This window comes from Caballeronia sordidicola (assembly GCF_000729995.1).
Lineage (GTDB): Bacteria > Pseudomonadota > Gammaproteobacteria > Burkholderiales > Burkholderiaceae > Caballeronia > Caballeronia sordidicola_A.
On record NZ_JNFG01000206.1, the window covers coordinates 38,152 to 58,167 of the forward strand.

11 protein-coding genes are annotated in these 20,016 nt (G+C 56.1%); 8 read left to right on the forward strand and 3 right to left on the reverse strand.

The genetic code is table 11. The features are described from left to right. Window positions 1-37: 37 nt before the first annotated feature. Window positions 38-4,168 (reverse strand): ATP-binding protein, encoded by a 4,131-nt coding sequence (locus FH08_RS0143425; RefSeq protein WP_031364364.1) that lies wholly within the window; start codon window positions 4,166-4,168, stop codon window positions 38-40. A gap of 851 nt (window positions 4,169-5,019) precedes the next feature. Between FH08_RS0143425 and FH08_RS0143440 the strand changes: the two genes are divergently transcribed. The 5 genes from FH08_RS0143440 to FH08_RS0143460 all read left to right on the forward strand — a co-directional run bounded on the left by FH08_RS0143440 (window position 5,020) and on the right by FH08_RS0143460 (window position 14,686). After that, on the forward strand, window positions 5,020-5,634 hold the full coding sequence (locus FH08_RS0143440; protein WP_031364366.1) for a hypothetical protein: 615 nt from the start codon (window positions 5,020-5,022) through the stop codon (window positions 5,632-5,634). Window positions 5,635-6,207: 573 nt separating this feature from the next. Next, window positions 6,208-8,019: a VPA1262 family N-terminal domain-containing protein gene (locus FH08_RS0143445; protein ID WP_235210689.1), complete on the forward strand. Its 1,812-nt coding sequence runs from the start codon at window positions 6,208-6,210 to the stop codon at window positions 8,017-8,019. Beyond that, the gene (locus FH08_RS0143450; RefSeq protein WP_031364368.1) at window positions 8,016-9,434 is read left to right on the forward strand and encodes a hypothetical protein; all 1,419 of its coding nucleotides are present in this window, start codon (window positions 8,016-8,018) and stop codon (window positions 9,432-9,434) included. The genes FH08_RS0143445 and FH08_RS0143450 overlap by 4 nt, the downstream gene beginning before the upstream one ends. Before the next feature lie 291 nt (window positions 9,435-9,725). Continuing rightward, entirely contained in the window at window positions 9,726-13,730 is a 4,005-nt protein-coding gene (locus tag FH08_RS0143455; RefSeq protein ID WP_031364369.1) for a tetratricopeptide repeat protein, read from the forward strand. A gap of 200 nt (window positions 13,731-13,930) precedes the next feature. Continuing rightward, window positions 13,931-14,686: a hypothetical protein gene (locus FH08_RS0143460; protein WP_031364370.1), complete on the forward strand. Its 756-nt coding sequence runs from the start codon at window positions 13,931-13,933 to the stop codon at window positions 14,684-14,686. A 204-nt stretch (window positions 14,687-14,890) separates the two neighbouring features. On the opposite strand, the gene FH08_RS51510 is transcribed toward FH08_RS0143460, so the two are convergent. Continuing rightward, the gene (locus FH08_RS51510; protein ID WP_081889788.1) at window positions 14,891-15,682 is read right to left on the reverse strand and encodes an H-NS family nucleoid-associated regulatory protein; all 792 of its coding nucleotides are present in this window, start codon (window positions 15,680-15,682) and stop codon (window positions 14,891-14,893) included. Window positions 15,683-15,939: 257 nt separating this feature from the next. Here FH08_RS51510 and FH08_RS0143470 point away from each other — a divergent pair, with 257 nt between their 5' ends. Beyond that, entirely contained in the window at window positions 15,940-18,123 is a 2,184-nt protein-coding gene (locus FH08_RS0143470; RefSeq protein WP_031364372.1) for a KAP family P-loop NTPase fold protein, read from the forward strand. A gap of 55 nt (window positions 18,124-18,178) precedes the next feature. On the opposite strand, the gene FH08_RS0143475 is transcribed toward FH08_RS0143470, so the two are convergent. Next, window positions 18,179-18,394 (reverse strand): DUF1289 domain-containing protein, encoded by a 216-nt coding sequence (locus FH08_RS0143475; protein ID WP_051888977.1) that lies wholly within the window; start codon window positions 18,392-18,394, stop codon window positions 18,179-18,181. A 302-nt stretch (window positions 18,395-18,696) separates the two neighbouring features. On the opposite strand from FH08_RS0143475, the gene FH08_RS0143480 reads away from it, so the two are divergent. Both FH08_RS0143480 and FH08_RS49035 read left to right on the forward strand, forming a co-directional pair. Next, window positions 18,697-19,254 carry a fasciclin domain-containing protein gene (locus FH08_RS0143480; protein ID WP_035568770.1) on the forward strand — a complete coding sequence of 186 codons (558 nt, stop codon included), beginning with the start codon at window positions 18,697-18,699 and terminating at the stop codon, window positions 19,252-19,254. A gap of 224 nt (window positions 19,255-19,478) precedes the next feature. Continuing rightward, window positions 19,479-19,763, forward strand: a complete 285-nt coding sequence (locus FH08_RS49035) for a hypothetical protein (RefSeq protein ID WP_035568772.1) — start codon at window positions 19,479-19,481, stop codon at window positions 19,761-19,763. The last annotated feature ends 253 nt before the right edge of the window (window positions 19,764-20,016 follow it).

The following is a 20,016-nucleotide window of genomic DNA, read 5'->3' on the forward strand; positions in this document are numbered from 1 at the left end:
GTCGCACGTCTCTTTACCGCCCTGCTCATAATGACGATTAGGGGCGGTAACGGTCAAACGATTCATGCAGTAAGCTCAATGTTTCGCCGTCGTAGCGGAGATATGACCACGCGTCAACGCTCGCGCCGTCCATTCTGCCCCGGTTGTGAAAGCGCGCATATAAGAGATGCTGTTGCGTATCCGACAGAAACCGGCATAGCAGGTCGCGCCGCAGATAAAGTCCATAACGTCGCTCCGCATTTAGATAGAACGCGGCAAGCTCTCCGCTGCGGTCTACCCAGCCGGACTGTTTGTCCCAAGTCAAGTCGAGATGCTCGATGAATGCTGGCGCGGGAACATGGAGGTTCGTCTGGCGCTCATCGGAAGCGTAGTCGTAGTCCCACTCTCTCCCTCTCATCAATTCGACTTCAGCGGCCAGAAGACCGTTCGACCCGAGATATACATGCTCCTGAGCCACACACTGCTTAAACGGTACCGACCGAGGGTATTCAGCGAAGAACGCCCTGTAACAGTGATTTCCTTGAGAGTTGAACGCATGTGTCTCGGTCAAAAAACGCTTGCTGACACTCCGCTCCGCCGAAATTATTACGCACGCGTAATCCACCGTCACGTACCGATGCTTGCTTGCACCGAAATCAGCATCGTCATCCCGCTCGTTGTCAGTTGCGTAAAAAGAGATACACACCCATTCCCGACCGTCTGGGGATGTACGTTGCAGACAGTGCTCGTGGGACGTGAGGTCGCCATGGTCGAGCCAAGCGATATCGCCTATCGCCGAGGCGTCGGGAAACGGATAGCGGGCATTTCCCAAAACGGTCTCTGGATAAGATTGGGGCTCAGAGATATCGCGGACATCGGTTACGTCAACCTTCCGCAATTCGATGGACCAGAAATCTTCGGCAGCAAGTGGCGGCTCGGACCCGTATGTGGGTTTCAGCGGGACGTTTCTTGCCAAGATACCGACGAGACGGTGTAAAGCTATCCAGTAGTATTTCTTTCCTAGCCGTTCCACGTGACCCGCGCGTGCGCGACCAAAGCCGTAAACATTCTGAATCTCACGGTCATAGCTCACCGCAAGGTTGTTTTCTCCTGGGTATCCCAGCTTGATTGCCTCGAGCATCATCCATGAGGCGACGTTCTCTGCAGATAGTCCCGCTGCGGTCAGGTCAAACCTTCGGAGCTTCGACAAAACGACGTACCGCCAGAAATCAGTTCCCATGTCACCGCCAAGCTTCATATTGCTAGGCAGATGTGCAATCTTGGTCATCGCCTCTGCATCAACGTAACTAGGCCAGCGCTCCGGCATTTCGAGCGGAACGCGAAATGCGTCGACGCGGGTCATGACATCGGGCGGAAGCTGTGTGGTCATTGCAAGCTGGGCGGCAAGCATCCTCACTGTCTCGCGCACCATTATGTTTGCAATACCGAAGGCAGGCGCCGCCAGTTCATCCAGCAGGCCCACGAAGTCAGCTTGCCGTTCTCCGGCCAAGAGGCACGCGCTGTAGACAGCCAGTGTGAACGATTCAATTATGTAGTCGTCGTCAGACTCTTCCACGAGGTTCGCGGTTTGCCCGGCGAGGAAAGGGTAGAGGCTAAAAACACGTGTTAGGCCCTTCGTAGCGTGGTCGCGCACACGGCGGTCGGCGCAACTCGTCGCCCACATGAGAACAATGCATAGCAGTCGCCGGCTCTCCTCCGGCCACCGAGCGATATCGGCCCGGAGGGCGGCCTCCAGTATCGACCTGACGACACCTTTACCGTCATATGAACGATAAAGCGTTCTGGACAAGTAAACATCGCGTGAGACCAGAGTCTGATTGCCAAAGAGCCGATGCAACCAATCCGCGTTCAAGCCGTAGCTTGGCAGCAGTGACACTTTGAATGCGGTCTCATACACTTTCTCCCAAAGGCCATGCGAAAACAGACAACGGCGAAACGCTTCCGTGGTCGCATGCGAAACGCTGTTACGCGAACGCCAGACGATGCTCTCAACCAACGCGGCGCTAGCGGATTCTTCGTTGACCGCAAGCGAGGCGTCGGTTATCTCAATGCCTGCGCACTCGGGAAGGATTGCCGCGACAGCCTCCAGTAGCCCCGCGTCTCGGGGAAGAAGACGGCCCAGTTCATCCCGAAGCTGGGAGACATCAAGCGAACCGTCCGCCGTGCAGCGTTCAAGAAGGTTTATTGCTTTGAGATAGTCACCATACTTTTGGTAGCCGAAACGGACAGACCAGTTGTCGCGGCCATCCTCAGTCAGTATCAGCAGACCCTCCCGGCGCATTTCGTCTAGCATCACCCCGGGTGTTATCTCGCCGGCTAGGATTGGGATTAGCGACGCGGCGGCCGCCGCATAATCGACGCTTTCTGCGGAGTCTGATTTCCACGCTTGCGATATCGCAAGCATGCAGCGCCGAATTTGATTGGCCGGATTCGAAAATCCTAGCCGGGCCCGAATCGCAGAGGTACAGAGGGCCATGTACCCTTCGAACAGGTCCGTGAAACCCGGCGCTGACAAATCCAAGGATTCGCCGCCATTCGCCTTGACGGTTTTGCATGCAAGGTGGAGCAGCAGTGGGTTGCTTACCTCGTCGGAAAACAACGGTGTGATTTCCCTTTTCAGTCCGTACGCTGCGCAAAACGCCTCTAACGCTTCGACCTGCCGACCGTCAAATCCGCGGTGTTTGAAGGCGAACCCCGGAAAGCGGGCGTCCACAACCAAGTCGCGATATGTGTCTCGTGTGGAAACACAGACGAGAAGTTGGGGGTACGGGTCCAGCTGTGTCAAGAACTCAGGAAGCTTGTCCTTCCAGCGGGCCGCATTGGGACTCTCGTTGAGCGCGTCGATAAAAATGACGAACGGCAGACCTGTCGAGTACGCGCAAGCAGAAAGGCATTCGAACAATTCATCTCGACTGATTCCCCCACCGAAGCCCAGTTTGGTTCGGATAACCTCCCAAGGCTCACCGCCCGAGAAGTCATCTCCGAAAACCACTAGCGAATAACCACCTGAGTCGAGTCTCCGCTGCGCCGCGCTTACGAGCGCGTGTGTTTTCCCGACACCTGGAGGCCCTTCCAGCAGCAGAGACCTTGCTGTCGACGCTCGCACCGCGGGAGTCTCCAACAGCCTACTCAGGTCAGTGATGTCCTTAACCGCATCGCGGCTCGCGTCAAGATTGCCCGCAGGGAAAGCAACCATGTATTCAGCTTGAAACTGTCGGAAACTTGGCGTGTCTTTTTCCGGCCCATGCTTGTCGCAGAATTCCTGATACTGCCGCCGCTCAGCCTCTTCGGTCAGCGGCAACAGTGTGCGAAGACCGTCTTGTAGTTTGTCCACAAGATGACTTACAAATCCGGGAGTGCGGCTCTCGGTGAGCAAGTCGACGACGACAGAGAGCGTCGCAATTGCTGACGTGCAATCGTCAGCGCTCAAGCACGAAAACACATCTTTCCCGCGCCTTAGCAGGCCGGCGAAGTCCGAGCGAAACCGAGACACGTTGCTGCGCACCCATTCATCCGGGGATGCAATGCGTCCGAAGAAATCCAGCGCCAAGTGTGCTTCGGTTTCTACATCCAGAAGCGAGGAGAACCGAGGACCGGCAAATGCCTTTGCTTGTTCGATGCCATTCGCAATCTGATGCTCCGGTAACACGGAATCATTGAACCAATATCTGCGGACCCCGCCGTTGCTGTCGATTGATAACAGCTTACGCAAAACCTCGGCACCAGCGACAAGAATGATTTGGGTTGGTCGCCCCTTCGCCGCCGACGCGGCCTCCTCCTCAGCTTTCCACGCATTGAACCGCGAGGTCTCACTAGTTCCGTGTCGTCCGCCCGAACGGGTTCCGGTGAGGTCGAACGGAATGTAGACGTGGTATTCCGTAAGCGTCGGGTAGTTCTCTAACGCCGTGCGGTATGAACTCTTTATTTGTGAGAATTCGCTAGAACCCAACTGAAAGAAGTACTTCGCCTGTAATCCTAGAACGTCGCCCGACACGCCCTCAAAATACGCCTCCACACCTCCATCGCCACCATCGCCTCGGAGCGACACGAATTTGTCACTGGATGTCGTGTCCGTCGTCAGCTGGAACAACAGTACGCATAGAGATTCAAATGAGTCGCGCTTGCTTCTCGGCTCGGCTCGAATATGATGGAAATCGACGGTAGTCACGGGATGATATTGAGCTCGGAAATATTAACTGTAACTGCGAACGGCCTTGTTATAAAGGCATTCACTCGAACGGCATCTTGCTGTGCTCGAAATGTTGCCGGCACTGGCGACCGGGACTGCGTTCACTGCCTGCCGCAATTCCATTGCGGGTCAGCTGCGGACCGCCATGTTCCGCTGAGCGTTGCGTCGCATGCGAGTGCATCGCCGGGACCTGGGCTGATACCACCGTGTTTCCGATTGAGCGTTCCACGCGGAATGTAGCCGCTTATTTATGCATGGCGCGTCGTCCTCCATCTGGGAATTGAGCGAGTCCGATGTGTCGCTTGATATAGCAGCGACGGTCTAGGCGGGACCTAATCGCCCACGTAGACCGTCGTTTTTGTTTTTCTAGTTCGCGGAGGCACAGAGATGGGCTGGAAACACACCGACACTCGACGCGAGGAGCTCTACGAGGAAGTGTTGGCGGAGCCGGTTACGAAGGTTGCGAAACGCTATGCGCTTCCGACGTTGGACTGCGGAAAATATGCCTGGACCTCGAAGTGCCGCTCCCACCGGTCGGCTACCGGGCAAAACTGGCTGCAGGCCGGCCCGTGGGAGGCCACCGCTTGGCACGACGAAGGGACCAACGACTTATCGGCGTTCTAGGTACGTTGGGCCGTTGGACGATGTATTCGATGTCCGATATCGTGAAAGTCTTGACGAGGACTTGCCGCATCGCCCTGCGATTCCAAACCTACCCCTGCGGACCTCCTTAGAGGACTGTTTGCCGCTAGCCAAGCGAGTCGCGAAGAAGCTCGAAGGCAAGCGTTTGCGACGCAAGGGGCTGGCAGCTCTGCGACGGACCCGAACTCGTGTGTGTTGCCGCGTCACAGACGAACAGCTTCCGTGCGGCGCTGCTTCTCAATCTCGTGCTCGAATTACTGTTGGCTGCTGGCTACTGGCTTTCCGGTAGCGCTAAGAGTGACAGCCCCGCATTCCTCGCCATACTCGGCCTGAACCTTTCGTTCAATGTCCGCGAACGTAGCCGGCGGGAGCCAATGCCTCTGATGCGCGAACAACGATATAAGAACGAAGAAGTTGGACTCAACTTCCACACCCAGCAGTACGAATATCATCCAACGGGTGAGTTCGATATTACGGTGACCGAGCCAAATAGCAGCGATGAGTTAGCGAAAACTGACGACAGTCGGAGCGCGTCCGTTGAAACCAAAATCGTGGCTTTCGTCGGCCGACTTCGTGAACTGTCGATACGCCGGCGCGTGAAAGCCGAAATTGATGCCAAGCGCCAAGTTATCGCGGAAGCCAAGGCCGCGGAGGAGCGGCGCCTAGCTGAAATACGGAGGAAAGCACTCGAACGTCTCAAGCAAGTTGAAGAGTTGGCGTCCAAGCTCGAGCGGGCAAATCGGTTGAGGAGCCTTGCCGAAGTTCCGAACCGAAAAGCTGTCTTCAAGCGACGGAGTGATTGACGCGGACTGGATTCGTCGCGCGGCAGACTGGTTGGACCCGACGGTCGTGCGACGCTGGGACGACGTGGATGTGCCGTGCGGCGAGACGGCCAACTAGCGCTGGCCCCCGCAGTTCGGTTGTCCCAGCCGCCTTGCGTTGGCTGTAGATTTTCAGATGCACCTCGCAGGCGGTGCGCCCGTTAGCTACCGTCGAGAGTTCCGGTCCTTGCTATATGGCCGGACCTCGCCCAGTCCACATAGACATTGAAGCGTTCGCGAAAAATTGGTTTGATGTTTTTCATCTGAGGTCGCAGCCTGCGGCCCCCTCTCTAAGTATTGGAGCGCGCTGGTGTCATACGGTGTCGAGCGCGACATTGTTTGTGTCGTTCTTTATTTTGAGCAGCTTCTCGCAATAACGGCAACACGCCCACAGACTTGAGCTTCGACGAAGCCTCGGTTGCCAATGCGGAAAGCCGTTGGTTGCTATGAGAAAATTGACCCAAGTCGCGCTACCCTCGTGCCTGCGTTTGACCGATGCTCAGTTGCATTCGCACCTGCCGGCCGCGCACTGGTGCGCATGGGCGGCGGAAATACATGGCCGACGAAGCCAATACCCGAGATGGTGCGAGTACGTCGCCGAAAATGTACACTTCCGTGCGCAGTTCGGCATTCGAGGTGCCGTGGTCGAGCAAAGGGGACATCGTAGCGAATTCGAATTACAACGCAACGGGAAGGGCCATGTCTTGGGAAATGAAAGAACAAATAGCGCACCTTAAGAAGCTGCTGGAGTCAGGCCTTATTGGGACGTATCGTAGCTTTGAGGTCACCGAGATTGTTGGGTTCTACAAGAAGGGACCCGCTACCAACTTTCTCAGTCTGCTAGTAGCGGAGCCCGAGGCCCCGGGGCCGATTTCCAAGCGGCCTTTCCTCAACGACACACGCATCCGGCTGCCGGCAACGGGTTGGGACTTTGGCGTCTCACGGTTTCGGGTCAGCCCCGAGCAGGTTGTCGAGGGACTTCACAGGCTGGACTCCACTGGAGAATGGAAGCCCGCATCGTCACCCCTAAAAGTCGGGAAGCTGACTGCCGTTCCTCCGCAGTTCGTGCCCGCAGACTCGTACCAGCCACATCCGTGGAATGGCATCCTAAAAAACAACTTCTTCGATGGTTCACACGTTCTTGAACTGTTCGACCGAAAGAAGTCCGAACATCGCTTTCTGCTCGATGAGCCCTACTTGCTCAGAAAACTTGCGGAGCTCGTACGGGCCTATGTGCCAATGGGAATCGATGGTCTCTCTGACCGCATAGGTAATGTGCTCATCCAGTTGCCGGTAACAGTGGCTGCCATCAAGTTTGGCGGAAATCAAGGCAACAACTTTGTTTTCGAACCTACATGGCACCCGGACGTACCTGCGCGTCCCCTTCGGGTCTCCTGGGAGGTTTATGAAGATTCGACCATAGAGAACTTTGCATCGACGGCGGTCACTGCCGGCCCAGCGAGCCTTCCCATTCATGCGAAGCGAACCGGGGCACGCTACATTGTCTGGGACGATGTGAATGACGTTATCCTAGGCGCATCAGCCCAGAGCGCGTTCTTCGGCGGTCAGTTCAGTGTGACCAGTCACATCATTAATCCGAAAACGCGCGAGTTCCTCGCGCCACCCGTGGAAGGAGGCGAAGCTGAGCTATTCACCCTGGTCCTCCGGGATGACCCTCAGCCCCCCGCGAGCGGACCGGGTCCGAATCCACGCGAGCCTTGGCGTTCCAAACGGATTTTCCGAGACAGCCTGTCGGCGCTGCAGAGCCGCAAAGAATTTGTTCAGTACAAGGGCGCGCCTGACGCGGGCCGAAGCCAAGCTTTGGCCGATGTACGGTGGCTAATGGATACGCATGGCCAGAGCGGCGTATGGCTGTGGGACCCATACCTTGCTGCCAACGACGTGCTAAGCACTCTATTTATGTCCCCGTGGCCTGCCGTCGACCTGCGCGGATTAAGCGATGGAAAGACGCCCAAGGTTTGCAAGCACTGCGGAAAGAGGCCCGACGACCCGCGCAGCAATGCCGCGCACGAGTGCGCCGGCGGCCAAAAGGGCTCAGGTCGCCAGTCATGGCAACTGGAGCAAAGGAACGTACTTGAGATGTCTAAGGGCAACTGTCAGGGACTCAACCTTGAATTCCGCGTTCGTGCGGGCGGAGCCGGCTGGCCATTTCACGACCGGTTTCTAATATTTCCGGGCGCGTCCGGCGGCGCCATGGCGTGGTCGCTGGGAACATCGGTCAACAGCCTAGGGCGGCAGCACCACATTCTTCAGAAGGTCCCCGACGGCGAGCTAATCCGCGAAGCCTTTCTTGAACTGTGGAATTTGCTCGAGGCCCCGAAATACCTTGTTTGGAAGACCCCATGAACGAAGCTTTCGTCAGTCTCGCGCGCGAGGTATTTGCCGCTGCTTGCGGTGCCGGACCGTCCAGGTTGCCAGCACAGACGGCCCAATTCATCCGGAATCTTGACGGCGGTGCGACGCCTCCATCCGACTCATTGGACGGTCTCGGACAACTGCTCGCGGAGGATTTTCCGTTCGTGCATCAACGCTCGCTCGTCAACGCGCAATGCGATGATGCAACGCGCTCTAAATGGGAGGCTGCGGTGCGCGCTGGTTTAGCGTGTCTGCGCAGCTGGACGCCATGCAATCCGCTCGCATTCAATGAGCTTTGCGCAGCGCTACTCATAGTCGAAATGCTCGGTCTCGACTCGGCCGACGTTAAGCACGTTGCGGCACAGTTAGGAAATGACGCGCTGGCAGACGGGTTGCGTCGTCTCATTTGCGAAGCGGAGGTCAGTGCCTTCCCGCGCGGATACCCCCGTATCCCTGACGCGGAGCACCAAATAAAGTTATTCGAGCAACAGGGAAATTTCCTCGGGGTCAGTCATGTTCTTCCGCATGCAATGCCTGAACCGCGGCCAATGCTTTGGGCCGCGGTAAGACTTTTGTGGCGACTCGACCCGGCAAAACTCGCCGATGCAGTGGCCATCAATGATAGCCTTTTTCTCACCCAACTGATTCGCTTCACCCTTCACGACGACTTTGCTGCATTTGCGCTCCTCGCACCTACTATGTGGGTGAAATATGCCAGCGTTGAAGACATGGAGAATGCCCATCGACGCGGCAGCGCTGCTCACAACTGGGATGACCTTTTGCGCCAGCTACTTCTGCAAGTGGCGGATACGTCCGCCTGGTCCGGATGGATGGACGCATTGCTGCGGGCGCCGTACGGTGGGTCCCTGATGTGCATCGCGCTGCCCAAAGTGCTCGCGTCTTTGCAGGAGCATCATTGGACCGCTTTCATCGCCGCGCCGCATTTAAGCTATTCAAAGAGGGCCGCAGCGCCGATGGCCGCCATCATGGCAGCGTTCGCCCAAGAGGTGGGAGAAAGCGCGGCTAGCGCAATGTGGTCAATCTGCTTCGACCGATGGACCGACTGGAACTACGGCAAGAACGAGCACCAGGTCTACCTGTTTGCTCCGACGGCTTGTGCGTTTGATTACCCGGTGGCAATGTACTACTCGCAGATGCCGAGTCACGAACGCGATGAGTTGGAGGCAGCGCTGACCTTCGCCGTAGATACGATTGAACAACAATGGTTCAATTCATCGACCGACCTCATCACTGAAAGAAACCGATTGTTGTCGCGCCTGCGGCTTGTCGTGCATGGACGCAAGCTTGCTGACGGAGATGCCGAACTCCTGCCCCCAGAAATTCGGCCCCCATCTGACTACACCCGCGTTCGTTACTCATACCACGACGTCCAAGCGCAGGTATGAAGCGAAGATGCCCTGGACAGTCCCGGTTTGCGAAGTAACTTTAAGTCGCTGCAGTGGGTACGAATTCGAGTCCGAACCATCCTCCTCGACTTACCGATTGACGCATGTAAGGCGCCGGCCGGAGTCGCTCGATATCACGTTACCTTTTCAATCAGCATGTTGGCAGGCACTCCGCCGTACTGGATGAGTTTGTTCGCACACCGGGCAGTGCAGTTCGGTAGGCGAGTAAGAATCAGCACACACGAGCATCAGCGTAATATCGAGCTGGACGCGAACCAAGGAAAAGCCCCAATGGACGATGTCATCCAAGATTTTCCCGAAGAAGGCCAGTCGCAAGAAATCGGGCGGTATGCACGGTCCGTCTTCATGAACGCGAAGCCTTCTGACTGGATTGAGACCGAACTCGCGGGTGATTCTGACTTCGGTTTCGACTATCAAGTGCAGGTCAAAGTTAACCGGCAGGTCAAATACACCTTCCGAGTTCAGCTAAAAGGGACCACCAAGCCAAGGTGGATAAACGACGGGCAAGTGCTTTCATTCCGACTGTCCACGCAGGCGCTGAACATGTATGTGCAGACGCCAGAGCCAACGCTCCTTGTGGTATGTGTCGTCCCCGAGGATTTGCCGCGACCGTATGCCGGCGAGGCATATTACGTGTGGGTCGATGATGCGTTGCCCGATGACTTCGTGAAACCCGCCCTCGGAACAGAACCGCGGGCTAGCCATGCGATACACCTCCCGGTAGCAAACCTGCTCACGTACGAGAATGATGTAACGACTCATCTTGACGCGCGCAATCGGCTCTTTCGGACCGCAGTCGACATTAGCGATTTAGTGACTGCATCGACTGGTTCCGACTTCGGGACGCCATATGGAGCCATTCAGGCACTCGAAACGGCATTGTCCACACGTCCGAGCGTTATAACCGCCCTCATCGAAGAGTCGGACATATGGCCAGCACCGCCTGAGGGCACCGCCATCAGCGATTTGCTTGCAATCGCGGAAGCGATGCGCAACGGTTCCTGGGATAGGGCCACACAAATGCACCGTCGCATCAGGCCGGAAACCTTAAACAACTTAGAGCTTGCTGAATATACATTTCTGGATGGTAAACTGCTTAGCCGAAGCGGCAAGTTTAGCCAGGCCATTGAGAAATACGAGGCAGCTTCTCGTCTTGTCCCTACCAGAGACGTATATATAGTTGCGGCCGCCGAAACGCGCTTCGTTCGGATGCACCCCTGCGACGACGCAGAATGTCGCGACCTCCTAACTCAGCTGGATAGCAGAAACTCGGTTGTCGCCAAAGTTCTCGCTGCACGACTATTGATAGCGTTAAGCGATGAGGCCGCAGCCGATTCCCGAATATCGAGTCTGCCGGCAACAGACCGTGCAATCCTGCTGGCATCGTTGCACGTTCATCGTCGGCGCTTCTCGAATGCTATAGAAATTTGCTCCGAATCCCTGCGTACCACCACGTTATCTCCGCGCGAGCGCGCGACGTTGCTGCTTATGCGTGCCAGAAGTCGATGGTATGAAGCAGTAGGCCCATTGCCGGATGAAGTTGAGTTGCCACTATCGGGGCCGGCCGACGCGAATTTGTCGCTATTACAGATGGTATGGGAAGATGTCATGGAAGCCTTCCCTCTGTTACGGGAACTTGGCTGGCCAGCAAATGTTGAGTTCCTCTCCGACGTTGCTGGTAGCACGGCCATGATGCTGAATCGAGGGTCGGAGCTCTATCCTTACCTTGAGGACGCCGCCCAAGCTCTTCCTTGGAGTGTGGGACTGCAGCAGGCTTTCGAGGCCTTGTGCGTTTCACTTGGTCGCTTCAAAGAGGCCCTCATCCCCAACTCCCGGCTCCCAGAGTCGCCTTCAGTAATTGGCCGTAGAGTGACATTGTTTCACCAGGCGGGGGACCTTCCGGCGTGTTGGGCACTTGCCGACGACAAGCTGACCGTTCTCAGTGAGTCGACCAATGTCGCACCTGTCGCCATCGGCATGGGAGCGACTGCCGCAACACAATGCACAAAACCTCTCGTTTCAAGTCGTCTCCTGTCGGTGCTCGATAGCAGACAGGATTGGGGCGAGTACGCGACGTTCTTCAGGACCGCAATCGAATCGCAACGTCGCGGCGTCGACGCGACCACGTGGGTGGAGGCTCTTCGCTTAGCTCGAACAAAACATCCTGACTCGATATTCATCGCACAGAACCTTCTTGGCAGCCTCAACGCAAACCTCGCAGAACATGCACCGGCAGTTCTGGAGACGGCCTCATTCCTTCGCAAAACGCAGCAGCTCAACTTCAATGACACTCTGAAGGTCATCAAAGCCTGTTTCACGCTCGAACGTTGGGGTGACGTGGATGTAGAGGCAAGTCATGCTATCGAGCGCTTCGGCAATTCCGCGCGTCTTCTAGCGATGCGCGCTATCGCCTTGGATAACGCAGGCAAAACCGCCGACGCACTGGACGAATACGAACAAGGGTTTTCCTCCGATGACGCTGCCCTCGAGCTACTGCGCGCATATCTGGGCCTATGTATCCGACTCTCCCACTTCGACCGAGCTATCAACGCAATAGAAAGATTGTTGTCCCGCGTTCGCGGGCATGATGAAATTGTCGAGTTGAAGCGCTTGCTTATCGTTATCAAGGCTGAGGTAAACGCGTCGCCCCAAGAAATGGAAGCGCTCCTTCGCGACCTCTCCTTTACCGTCGCGCAAGACGACGCGGAGGAAGAAGCCTTGTATCTCAGCATTGCCACAAACCTCACCTTCATCCGCGGACTGAAACTTTCCGACGATATGTGCAGTGACTTTCATACAAGGTCAAACGCATATTCATCCCGTTTTCCCGACTCACGTAACTTCATCGTCCTCAGCACGCCTCCGGAAGACTCCGGCGACAGGCTTCTAAAAATCCTTGAGCCGATACTTGGAGATTGGCGTGCCAAGGGTCGTGAATATCTTCGCCGCGAACGCGAAGTCAAAGATGGCAGACTGCCAATCCCGTATATCGTCCGCGCCGGCTATGCCTTGCACTACGTGGGTGACCCGCTAACACTCTGGGAAATCGGAAAAATCTCAAGAGCGGAGTTCCGCCAGTTCCATCTGACGATGGCAACCGAAGACATGCCCGAAGCGCTCTTCGAGTCCTACTCTCGACCGCCGTTGGTCGATTTGACCGCGCTATTGGTTTTGCTCGACTTGGATATGCTCGACACGGTGTTCCATTTGTGGCCAAGCATCGCTATCGGACGGCTGACCGTCGCTTACCTTTCGCAGCTTTCGAGCAATCGAATCGAATCCGCCCGGGGCCACGATACCGCCAAGCGTCTGATATCATTTATTCAGGATAACCTTTCACGGATTGAGCAACCCAAGGCACACATCAGCGGTGCCTCAGGACACATACAGCCGATACATCTGGTACAAGAGGCCGAAGCCCTAAGAGAATCAGGTTTCTCGCTCTACGCAGATGATTTTTTCGTACGCGTATTTACCTCGACTTCTATAAGTTTAGCGAACTCATTTTGCACGCTGGACGTCCTACGCTGGGCAACGGAGCGAAAGTTTCTCGACCTCCAGCAAGTCAGCGGAAGGTATTCCCTCCTATGCCGGTGGAACGTTGCGATAGTCATTCCGCTACAAGTCTTCCTAGAACCCGTTCTTAGGGAACCATTTTCCTTGGATTCGCTTGAGCAGGTCGCATTCAATCTTGCGCATGTCGAAACATTCGACGTCCTATCTCGCGCTGTCTGGTGGCCCGATAAGGACTACCTTCAACTGCTGAATCATGTCCGAGCCGTAATCGTCGTGTTGCTTCAGAACGCCCGTGTTCCCTTGAACCTTGTTGCATCCGTATGGAGTGCATGGCTGATGAAGGTACAGTTCGCAAAAGCAGGTTTATCGCGACTTGATAACCGTGCCGCAGCTATGTTTTTTATCGCTGTGCACGCGGAGTCCGAGTTGCTGAAGAGAGCTTGGATTTGTTACAAGCTCACGGTGGAGCTCGAGCACGGCAACAGGATGGAAAAGGCTCATGAAAGAGAGGCCATAAGGCACCTCGCGGCTTTCGCCAACGAGTTCGCACAGTCGCAGAGCACGCCGAACAGCCAAACGATGCTTCAAAGGCTGCAAGATTGTGTTACCCCCGGCACTGAGGAAGCACAATGGTTTTCTGAAGGACTGATGGACGCAATGGTTGGAATCTTCACGCGAGACCGTCAACAAACCGACGCAATTCTTGGGATGGCCGCCTCGGCCGTGACAGAGTACCAGCGCAAACTCGGCAAGACCTAGCTACACCATATCCCTCCCATGGCGACGTCGTACCGAAATTCGCCCGGCGACAGTGAAGAACTACCGTTGCTTTGGTAGCGCCTCTGTTCTGTGGACGTGTCGGCATGTCGACTTCGGGCGAAGCTGCAAAAACCCACAGAAAAGGCTATGTATAGATGTGCGCAACCGCCCGGCCAATTCCTTGATAGACATCAAATACTATGACTCCTGAGACCACACCCGAAGACGATTACGACGCGCAATCTCGCGTCCCAGACGGCGCCGGACTATTCATTGTCACTTCGCGTCTGAACATAGACATCTATCTGAACGAACGCAACGGTGAATTTCCGCCCGCGATGTTTTCATCCTTTACACTTCTCGAGGCATGGTGTGCATCGGAAGGTTACATCGCCGAGAGTGTCGGGAAAGTTCCTCCTGACGAAGCAAGACTCGTCCGCGCTTCGTACGACAACTTCACCTATGAGTCCATTTGGGTTCATACAAAATCTGAGCGATATCGCAGAGCAATGAACGCCCATTTCACAAAAGGATTTGGCGAGCGCGACGAGAATGGAAAGCTGACAAAGGTCGGAAAATTGAAGCTTCTGTCCGCTCTTCGGCGCCTCCATGCGGACCATGTTATCAATCGCGCACGTTTGGCGAGTCTGCCTGAAAGTTGGGTTATGCTAATGCCAGTTGGCGGTGACTCCAACTCAAGCTATGGGTCAATTGTTGAGAGAAAACAGCCCGCATACCCGGCTGGAACATTGAGTGCGAAGATTGACCCGCTAATCCTCGTGAAAATTTTCGCGATGGCGAAAGTGCCGCGGAACTTGGCCCAACTGGAGAAGCTTGTCTCTCTGGTGTCCGGTCAGATGGTCGAAAGCAACTTTAAGGCAGATGTTCTCGCGCAGATGCGCGTTAATTATCTACAGATGAACTCTGCTGCCGGGAACTCAATCCTCACGCAATAGCTGTAAGTCATCGCGAGCCGCCTTCCCCGCCCATCGCAACATTCGCGTTCCGAGTTGCTTCGATATGACCGACGGGGAGCGGCCTCCATTGATGCCGCTCGCGCAACCGCCCGCCGAAGCGTATATGGACCGATGCAAGCGCCGGCTTGCGGCTTGCATGCCTTGCAACGTCCGGAGCTCGAGCTATCACGTCAACGGGCGAACTCAGTTCAATATTTTTATCTTCAGCGCCCTCGTCGTCGCCGGCGCGACAGAAGCTGTGGCCGACGCGTCAATTAAAAACTCCGCCCGGTCTTTGGCACCAGCAAGCCACGCCGGAGCGCGACCACGGCCGCTCCATGTAGCGCCCGACTTCGGGTCACGGTAAAGCGCCGGCTGCGGTCCTTTCGGCTGTCCCTTGCCCGCAGATACACCGGTTGCCTTAGATGTCTTCTTGCCGGCAGCCTTCGCCTTACTCACAGCTCCCGCCGTCGCCGCAACAGCCACTTCTGCAGCGCCTGCAATCAAAAATTTGCTGCGGTCTTTGGCTTCAGCAATCCATACCGGGGCGCGACCGCGGCCGCTCCACGTCGCGCCGGACTTTGGGTCCCGATACATCGCCGGCTGCGGGTCGCGAACGTAATTTCCGGCAGTCTTTGCTTTGCTAACAGAAGCCGGTTTCGTTGTCGCCGTACTTCCGTCAACCAGAAACTTGTCTCGGTTCTTCGCGCTTGCAATCCAACCTGGCGCCCGGCCGTGTCCGGTCCAAGTTGCACCACTCTTCGGGTCCCGGTATTTGACCGCAGCAGCGCTGCCTTTGCTCATGGTCTTAGCAACTGCCTTATTCGCGCGCTGCTTGCCGCCAGCGTGTGCGTCAATATCAGCAGCGGTCAGGCCGTGCTTTGCCATCAACTCGCGAATCTTTTCGATGACGCCCGACGATTGCTTTGCGATGAGAGCTTCGGCTTGCTGTTCCAGCTTCTTGATTTTTGCCTGCAGTGATTCCAGAGTTGCCATCTTTTTCTCTCCCGTTGAACTGCTCGCACTATGCCACGCACCCACCTCTGTCGTCATTCTTCCAGGAATTTAGCTTAACGATTCGATTGTCATAGCCCACCTTCGCGAACTTCAGGAAAGTGGACGTCGATTCCTGGCCCATGCCTTCCGCCCGAGTTCAATCGACAACGGTCCAAACGGTCGAGATACCTCTCGCGATGAAATGGCGATAGCATCATGCTTTCCTCACACTAAACTTCTCCTGAGAAGTTGCGCAAATGCCCGCCGCTCAATCTGCCGCTTTCCAGCATGACCAACCACAAGTTTCAAATGACCTCTACAGTCGGAAGCCTTTTGCTGAGCAACTCGCTAGCTTATTGGTACTACCGCCAAAGAGCCCTGGGGTTGTCATAGGTGTTGAAGGGCCGTGGGGTTCAGGTAAAACAACCGTGGTGCGTTATATCATCGAGTCGCTCAAGACGGCTGCTGACGGAGCACCAATCGTCGTCGAGTTCAACCCATGGATGCTCGCAGGTGCGGACGCGCTGGTTGAAGCCCTTTTGACCGAGCTCGCTTCCGGCATCGGGATGAACGCAGGCAAGAAGCGCGCGAAGAAATCGCTGGACGCAGCAGGAAAAATACTGGGATACGCTGGGCTACTACGCCACCTGAAATATCTCAAATACGTTCCCGGGGTAAGTCTCGTGGGAGTTGCTGCGGATACTGTCGGTACCGCGCTTCACGAAGCAGGTAAATTGGCGAACAAGGCCGGTGAGAATGCGGATAACGCGAAGAAGATAGTCGAAGAAGCTGAGAAGCTCGTATCCGTCAAAGCTGGGCTAAGTGAACGAAAAAGAGAGGTTATCAAAGCGCTCGCCAAGCTTGACCGCAGCATTGTCGTCATTGTAGACGACCTTGACCGCTTGACGCCTGATGAAATCAAGGCAGTGTTCCGCACAATCAAGGCAGTCGCGGACTTCCCACGCGTCGCTTATTTACTCGCGTACGACCGAAACGTAGTTAGCGAAAGTCTTGGCGGTGGCCCGGTCGCAGGGGGCAACGCCTACATCGAAAAAATCGTGCAGGTTGCGTACCCCATCTCACCTGCATTTCCGTGGCAGTTGCAGTCTCACATTTCCGGCGAGCTTGCCAGCCTGCTGAAGCGTATCCATCGCGAACTCGAGCCCTTCGAGTCCGAGCTGCTGGGGCGGGCCACCACGCTGACGTGCAGCCTCTGTCGGTATCCGCGGGATATCGTGAGGCTCATGAATCGCCTCACGCTTAGCCTGACCAGCACAACCCACGAAGTCAACGCGTCAGACGTCATCGTGGCCGAAGCGCTCTTCCAACGATTTCCAGGAATCCGCGACGCGGTAGTCCAGCACCCCGAGCAGTTCACGGGGTTCTTCTGGTCAGTGGAGGAAGAGGCCAGCTCCACCGATTGGTCAATGTATTTTTCGAACACGAAAGAAGAGAGGCGAACGGCGTGGCAGGCGCACTTGCCGCCAGACAATGCTGACAAGGCGGTTGCGACGGCTGCGCTCAAGTTCCTCTTCCCAATTACGAACGGCACCGGTTCGAATTCGCCGCTCCGTAGCCATCTCCGGATATCTGAACTGTCTCGGCTCATTCGATTCTTCACTTTGACCTCAGTGACCGGCGTCCAGGAGGTCGCTGATATCCACGAAATGCTAGCTGAGCCAAGCCAGCTTGGAGACATGCTAAACGACCTGGATTATGCAAGAGCGACTGAGATGGTCAATCACATGACTGCGTATATCGACACTGCGAAATCCGTCGACTGCAGAGGAGTCGTCCGAGAGCTCATTCGGTCGTGCACAGAGGAAGGACTTCACACATCATCTACGCGCGAATTTAGTCGCGCCGTCGCCACCCTGGCCGCGAATTGCATTCAACGGGGCGGGGCTCAGATATTCTCTATCGCCGTCGAATTCGTCAACAGCGTTCCTCTTACGTACGGATTGGATTTTCTCGTGACTGCCGGCACGCGCCACGGGGAGATTCGACTTGTTGACGGGTATAGGATTGAAAATGCCCCCATGTACATCGATGACGCACAAATCTTGTCAACTTGCGTTGCTTCTTGGCGCAAGCGGGCAGAAGAATCGATTATGTCTGGTAGCGTTATTGAAAGTGACAACCTATTCCCCACTCTCTATGGCCTGTCTCACGTCGGACGCGACTCCCGTGATATCGATGCAATCAATGCATTCCGAGCGTTTTGTCTCCAGGTGGCAAGCGGGCTAGAGCACTTTTTGGATAGGGCACGTCCGTATAGAGAGCTTCAGCTTCAAACGTTCTTCCTCTATGTCTGGGACGCGGATGAGATGGCGACACTTGTCGAACAATCGCCCTTCGCCACTGAATTCGCTTGGTATGCCGACCAACTTCGGACAGACCCAGTGGCGCGCAAATTTGTCCAAGACAGGTGCAACGCTTGATATCGCGGCCCCGTGTTATTCGCGAAATGATGGCGGCCGCCTCTGCGGCTTCGATTCAAATGGCCGCAAACGAAGGCTCCGCCGGCAACCCCAAGGGCTCCCGCTGCACTTTGGCCTGTCGCCTCGTGCGCTCGTTAATCACCTGATGGCGCCGGTGGTCGGCCATCTTCTTCCAACCGCGAGTTTCATCCAGCGTTTGAAAACACCCGACGCACAGTTGGGTCTTGCCATTGAAAGCACACACGTCAATGCAGGGGGACTTGACTGTGATGACTCAGGTCACCGCCTGTGAAGATTGCACTTCGACTGTGACATGCGACAGCCCCCTCCTGCCTCGAACACGACGGTTGCAGCAAGGGAAGCTCAGCGGTATGCGCCGTAACACTTCTGTGGCCGATGCTGACATGTGGTGCATTTCGATTGTCGGAGAGCACAATCCTGCAGCTCGTCGTTCAACAGGGCCGCATCAGGCTACATCGTCGCGATGCAGTCCGTTTTTGAATCCAGGCGCGAGTAATCCCCGTATATGAGCTCAAGACCGCGCAACCACGCGTGGTAACTCAGGGGGAGTACATGACGAATTACAAGACTATGTTCGTAGCTGTCACATTGTCGGCAGCTGTTTCAGGTGCCTTCGCCGCCAGCGACACAGTCATGGTCGGCGGTCAAGCCATGTATCCGAGCAAGGACATCGTGGACAACGCGGTCAACTCGGCTGACCACACCACGCTCGTCGCTGCGGTCAAAGCAGCTGGTCTCGTCGATACCTTGAAGAGCGCAGGGCCATTCACGGTGTTCGCACCAACAAACGAAGCGTTTGCTGCATTGCCGGCTGGCACAGTCGACACGCTCGTCAAGCCTGAAAACAAGGCGATGCTGACAAGCATCCTGACCTACCACGTCATTCCCGGTCGCTACGACTTCCGTAAGCTCGACGCGGCTATCAAGGCAGGTGGTGGCAAGGCGGAACTGAAAACAATCAATGGGGAGCCGCTGACGTTCACCGAGAATGGTCCGCACAACATCGTAGTCATGGATGCCGGCGGCCACACCGCCGACATATCAACTTACGACGTGACGCAGAGCAACGGCGTCATCATGGTGGTCGATAAGGTTCTGATGCCGAAGTAACGGGCAGGCGCGCACCGTCTCGGGTCTGAATTCAGCGCAGCCCTGTCATTTTAGGTGTCGAGCCACGACTTACCCACACACCTCGCATCTGGACACAGGGCATGTTTTCCCCGTTCAGATGGGAGTGGCTGCTTGCGCTCGCCGCTACGCAAGCACTCAGTGTTTAGCGGTATTTGAGACTTCGGCGCGGCTAACGCATGAGCCGACATCACGGGAGAAACACCATGGAAAAGTTGACGATGAAAACGTTGGTCGCGCGTGTCGCTGTCGCGTCACTCTGCGTGTGTGCCGCTACGCTTGCGCAGGCTGGCGGAAACGGCAACGGTGGCAATGGCAGCGGCGGCGCTCACGGTGCAGCAACCGCCGGAATGACGTACCACAGCGAGCCGGTATCGAGCCCGTGGAACAGGGTTCCTGGCGACATGAGCAAAACGGGAGACAGCGCGCGTATGGATATGCCGACCATGCAGCCCAATAACGGCAACGTGCCGGCGAAGATGGTTCAGTAACTGCCAGGTAGTTTCAACTTTTTCTGGCCCTGCGGAGCGCAATGCAAGCGTCTTCAATAGCCCAGAGAAACGGTTAGGGTTGGACACTCTGAAATTGCAACAGCCCAACTGGAGGCACCGCTGTGCCGTGCCTTCGGTAACTTCCGAACGGTCTCGCCGGCTATGGAATGCCGGCGCGTTTGGGTACATCGACATCTTGTTCGCAGGTGCAACCTGCTACCGCCGCCCACGCGCCATCATCGTCAGTCGCCTC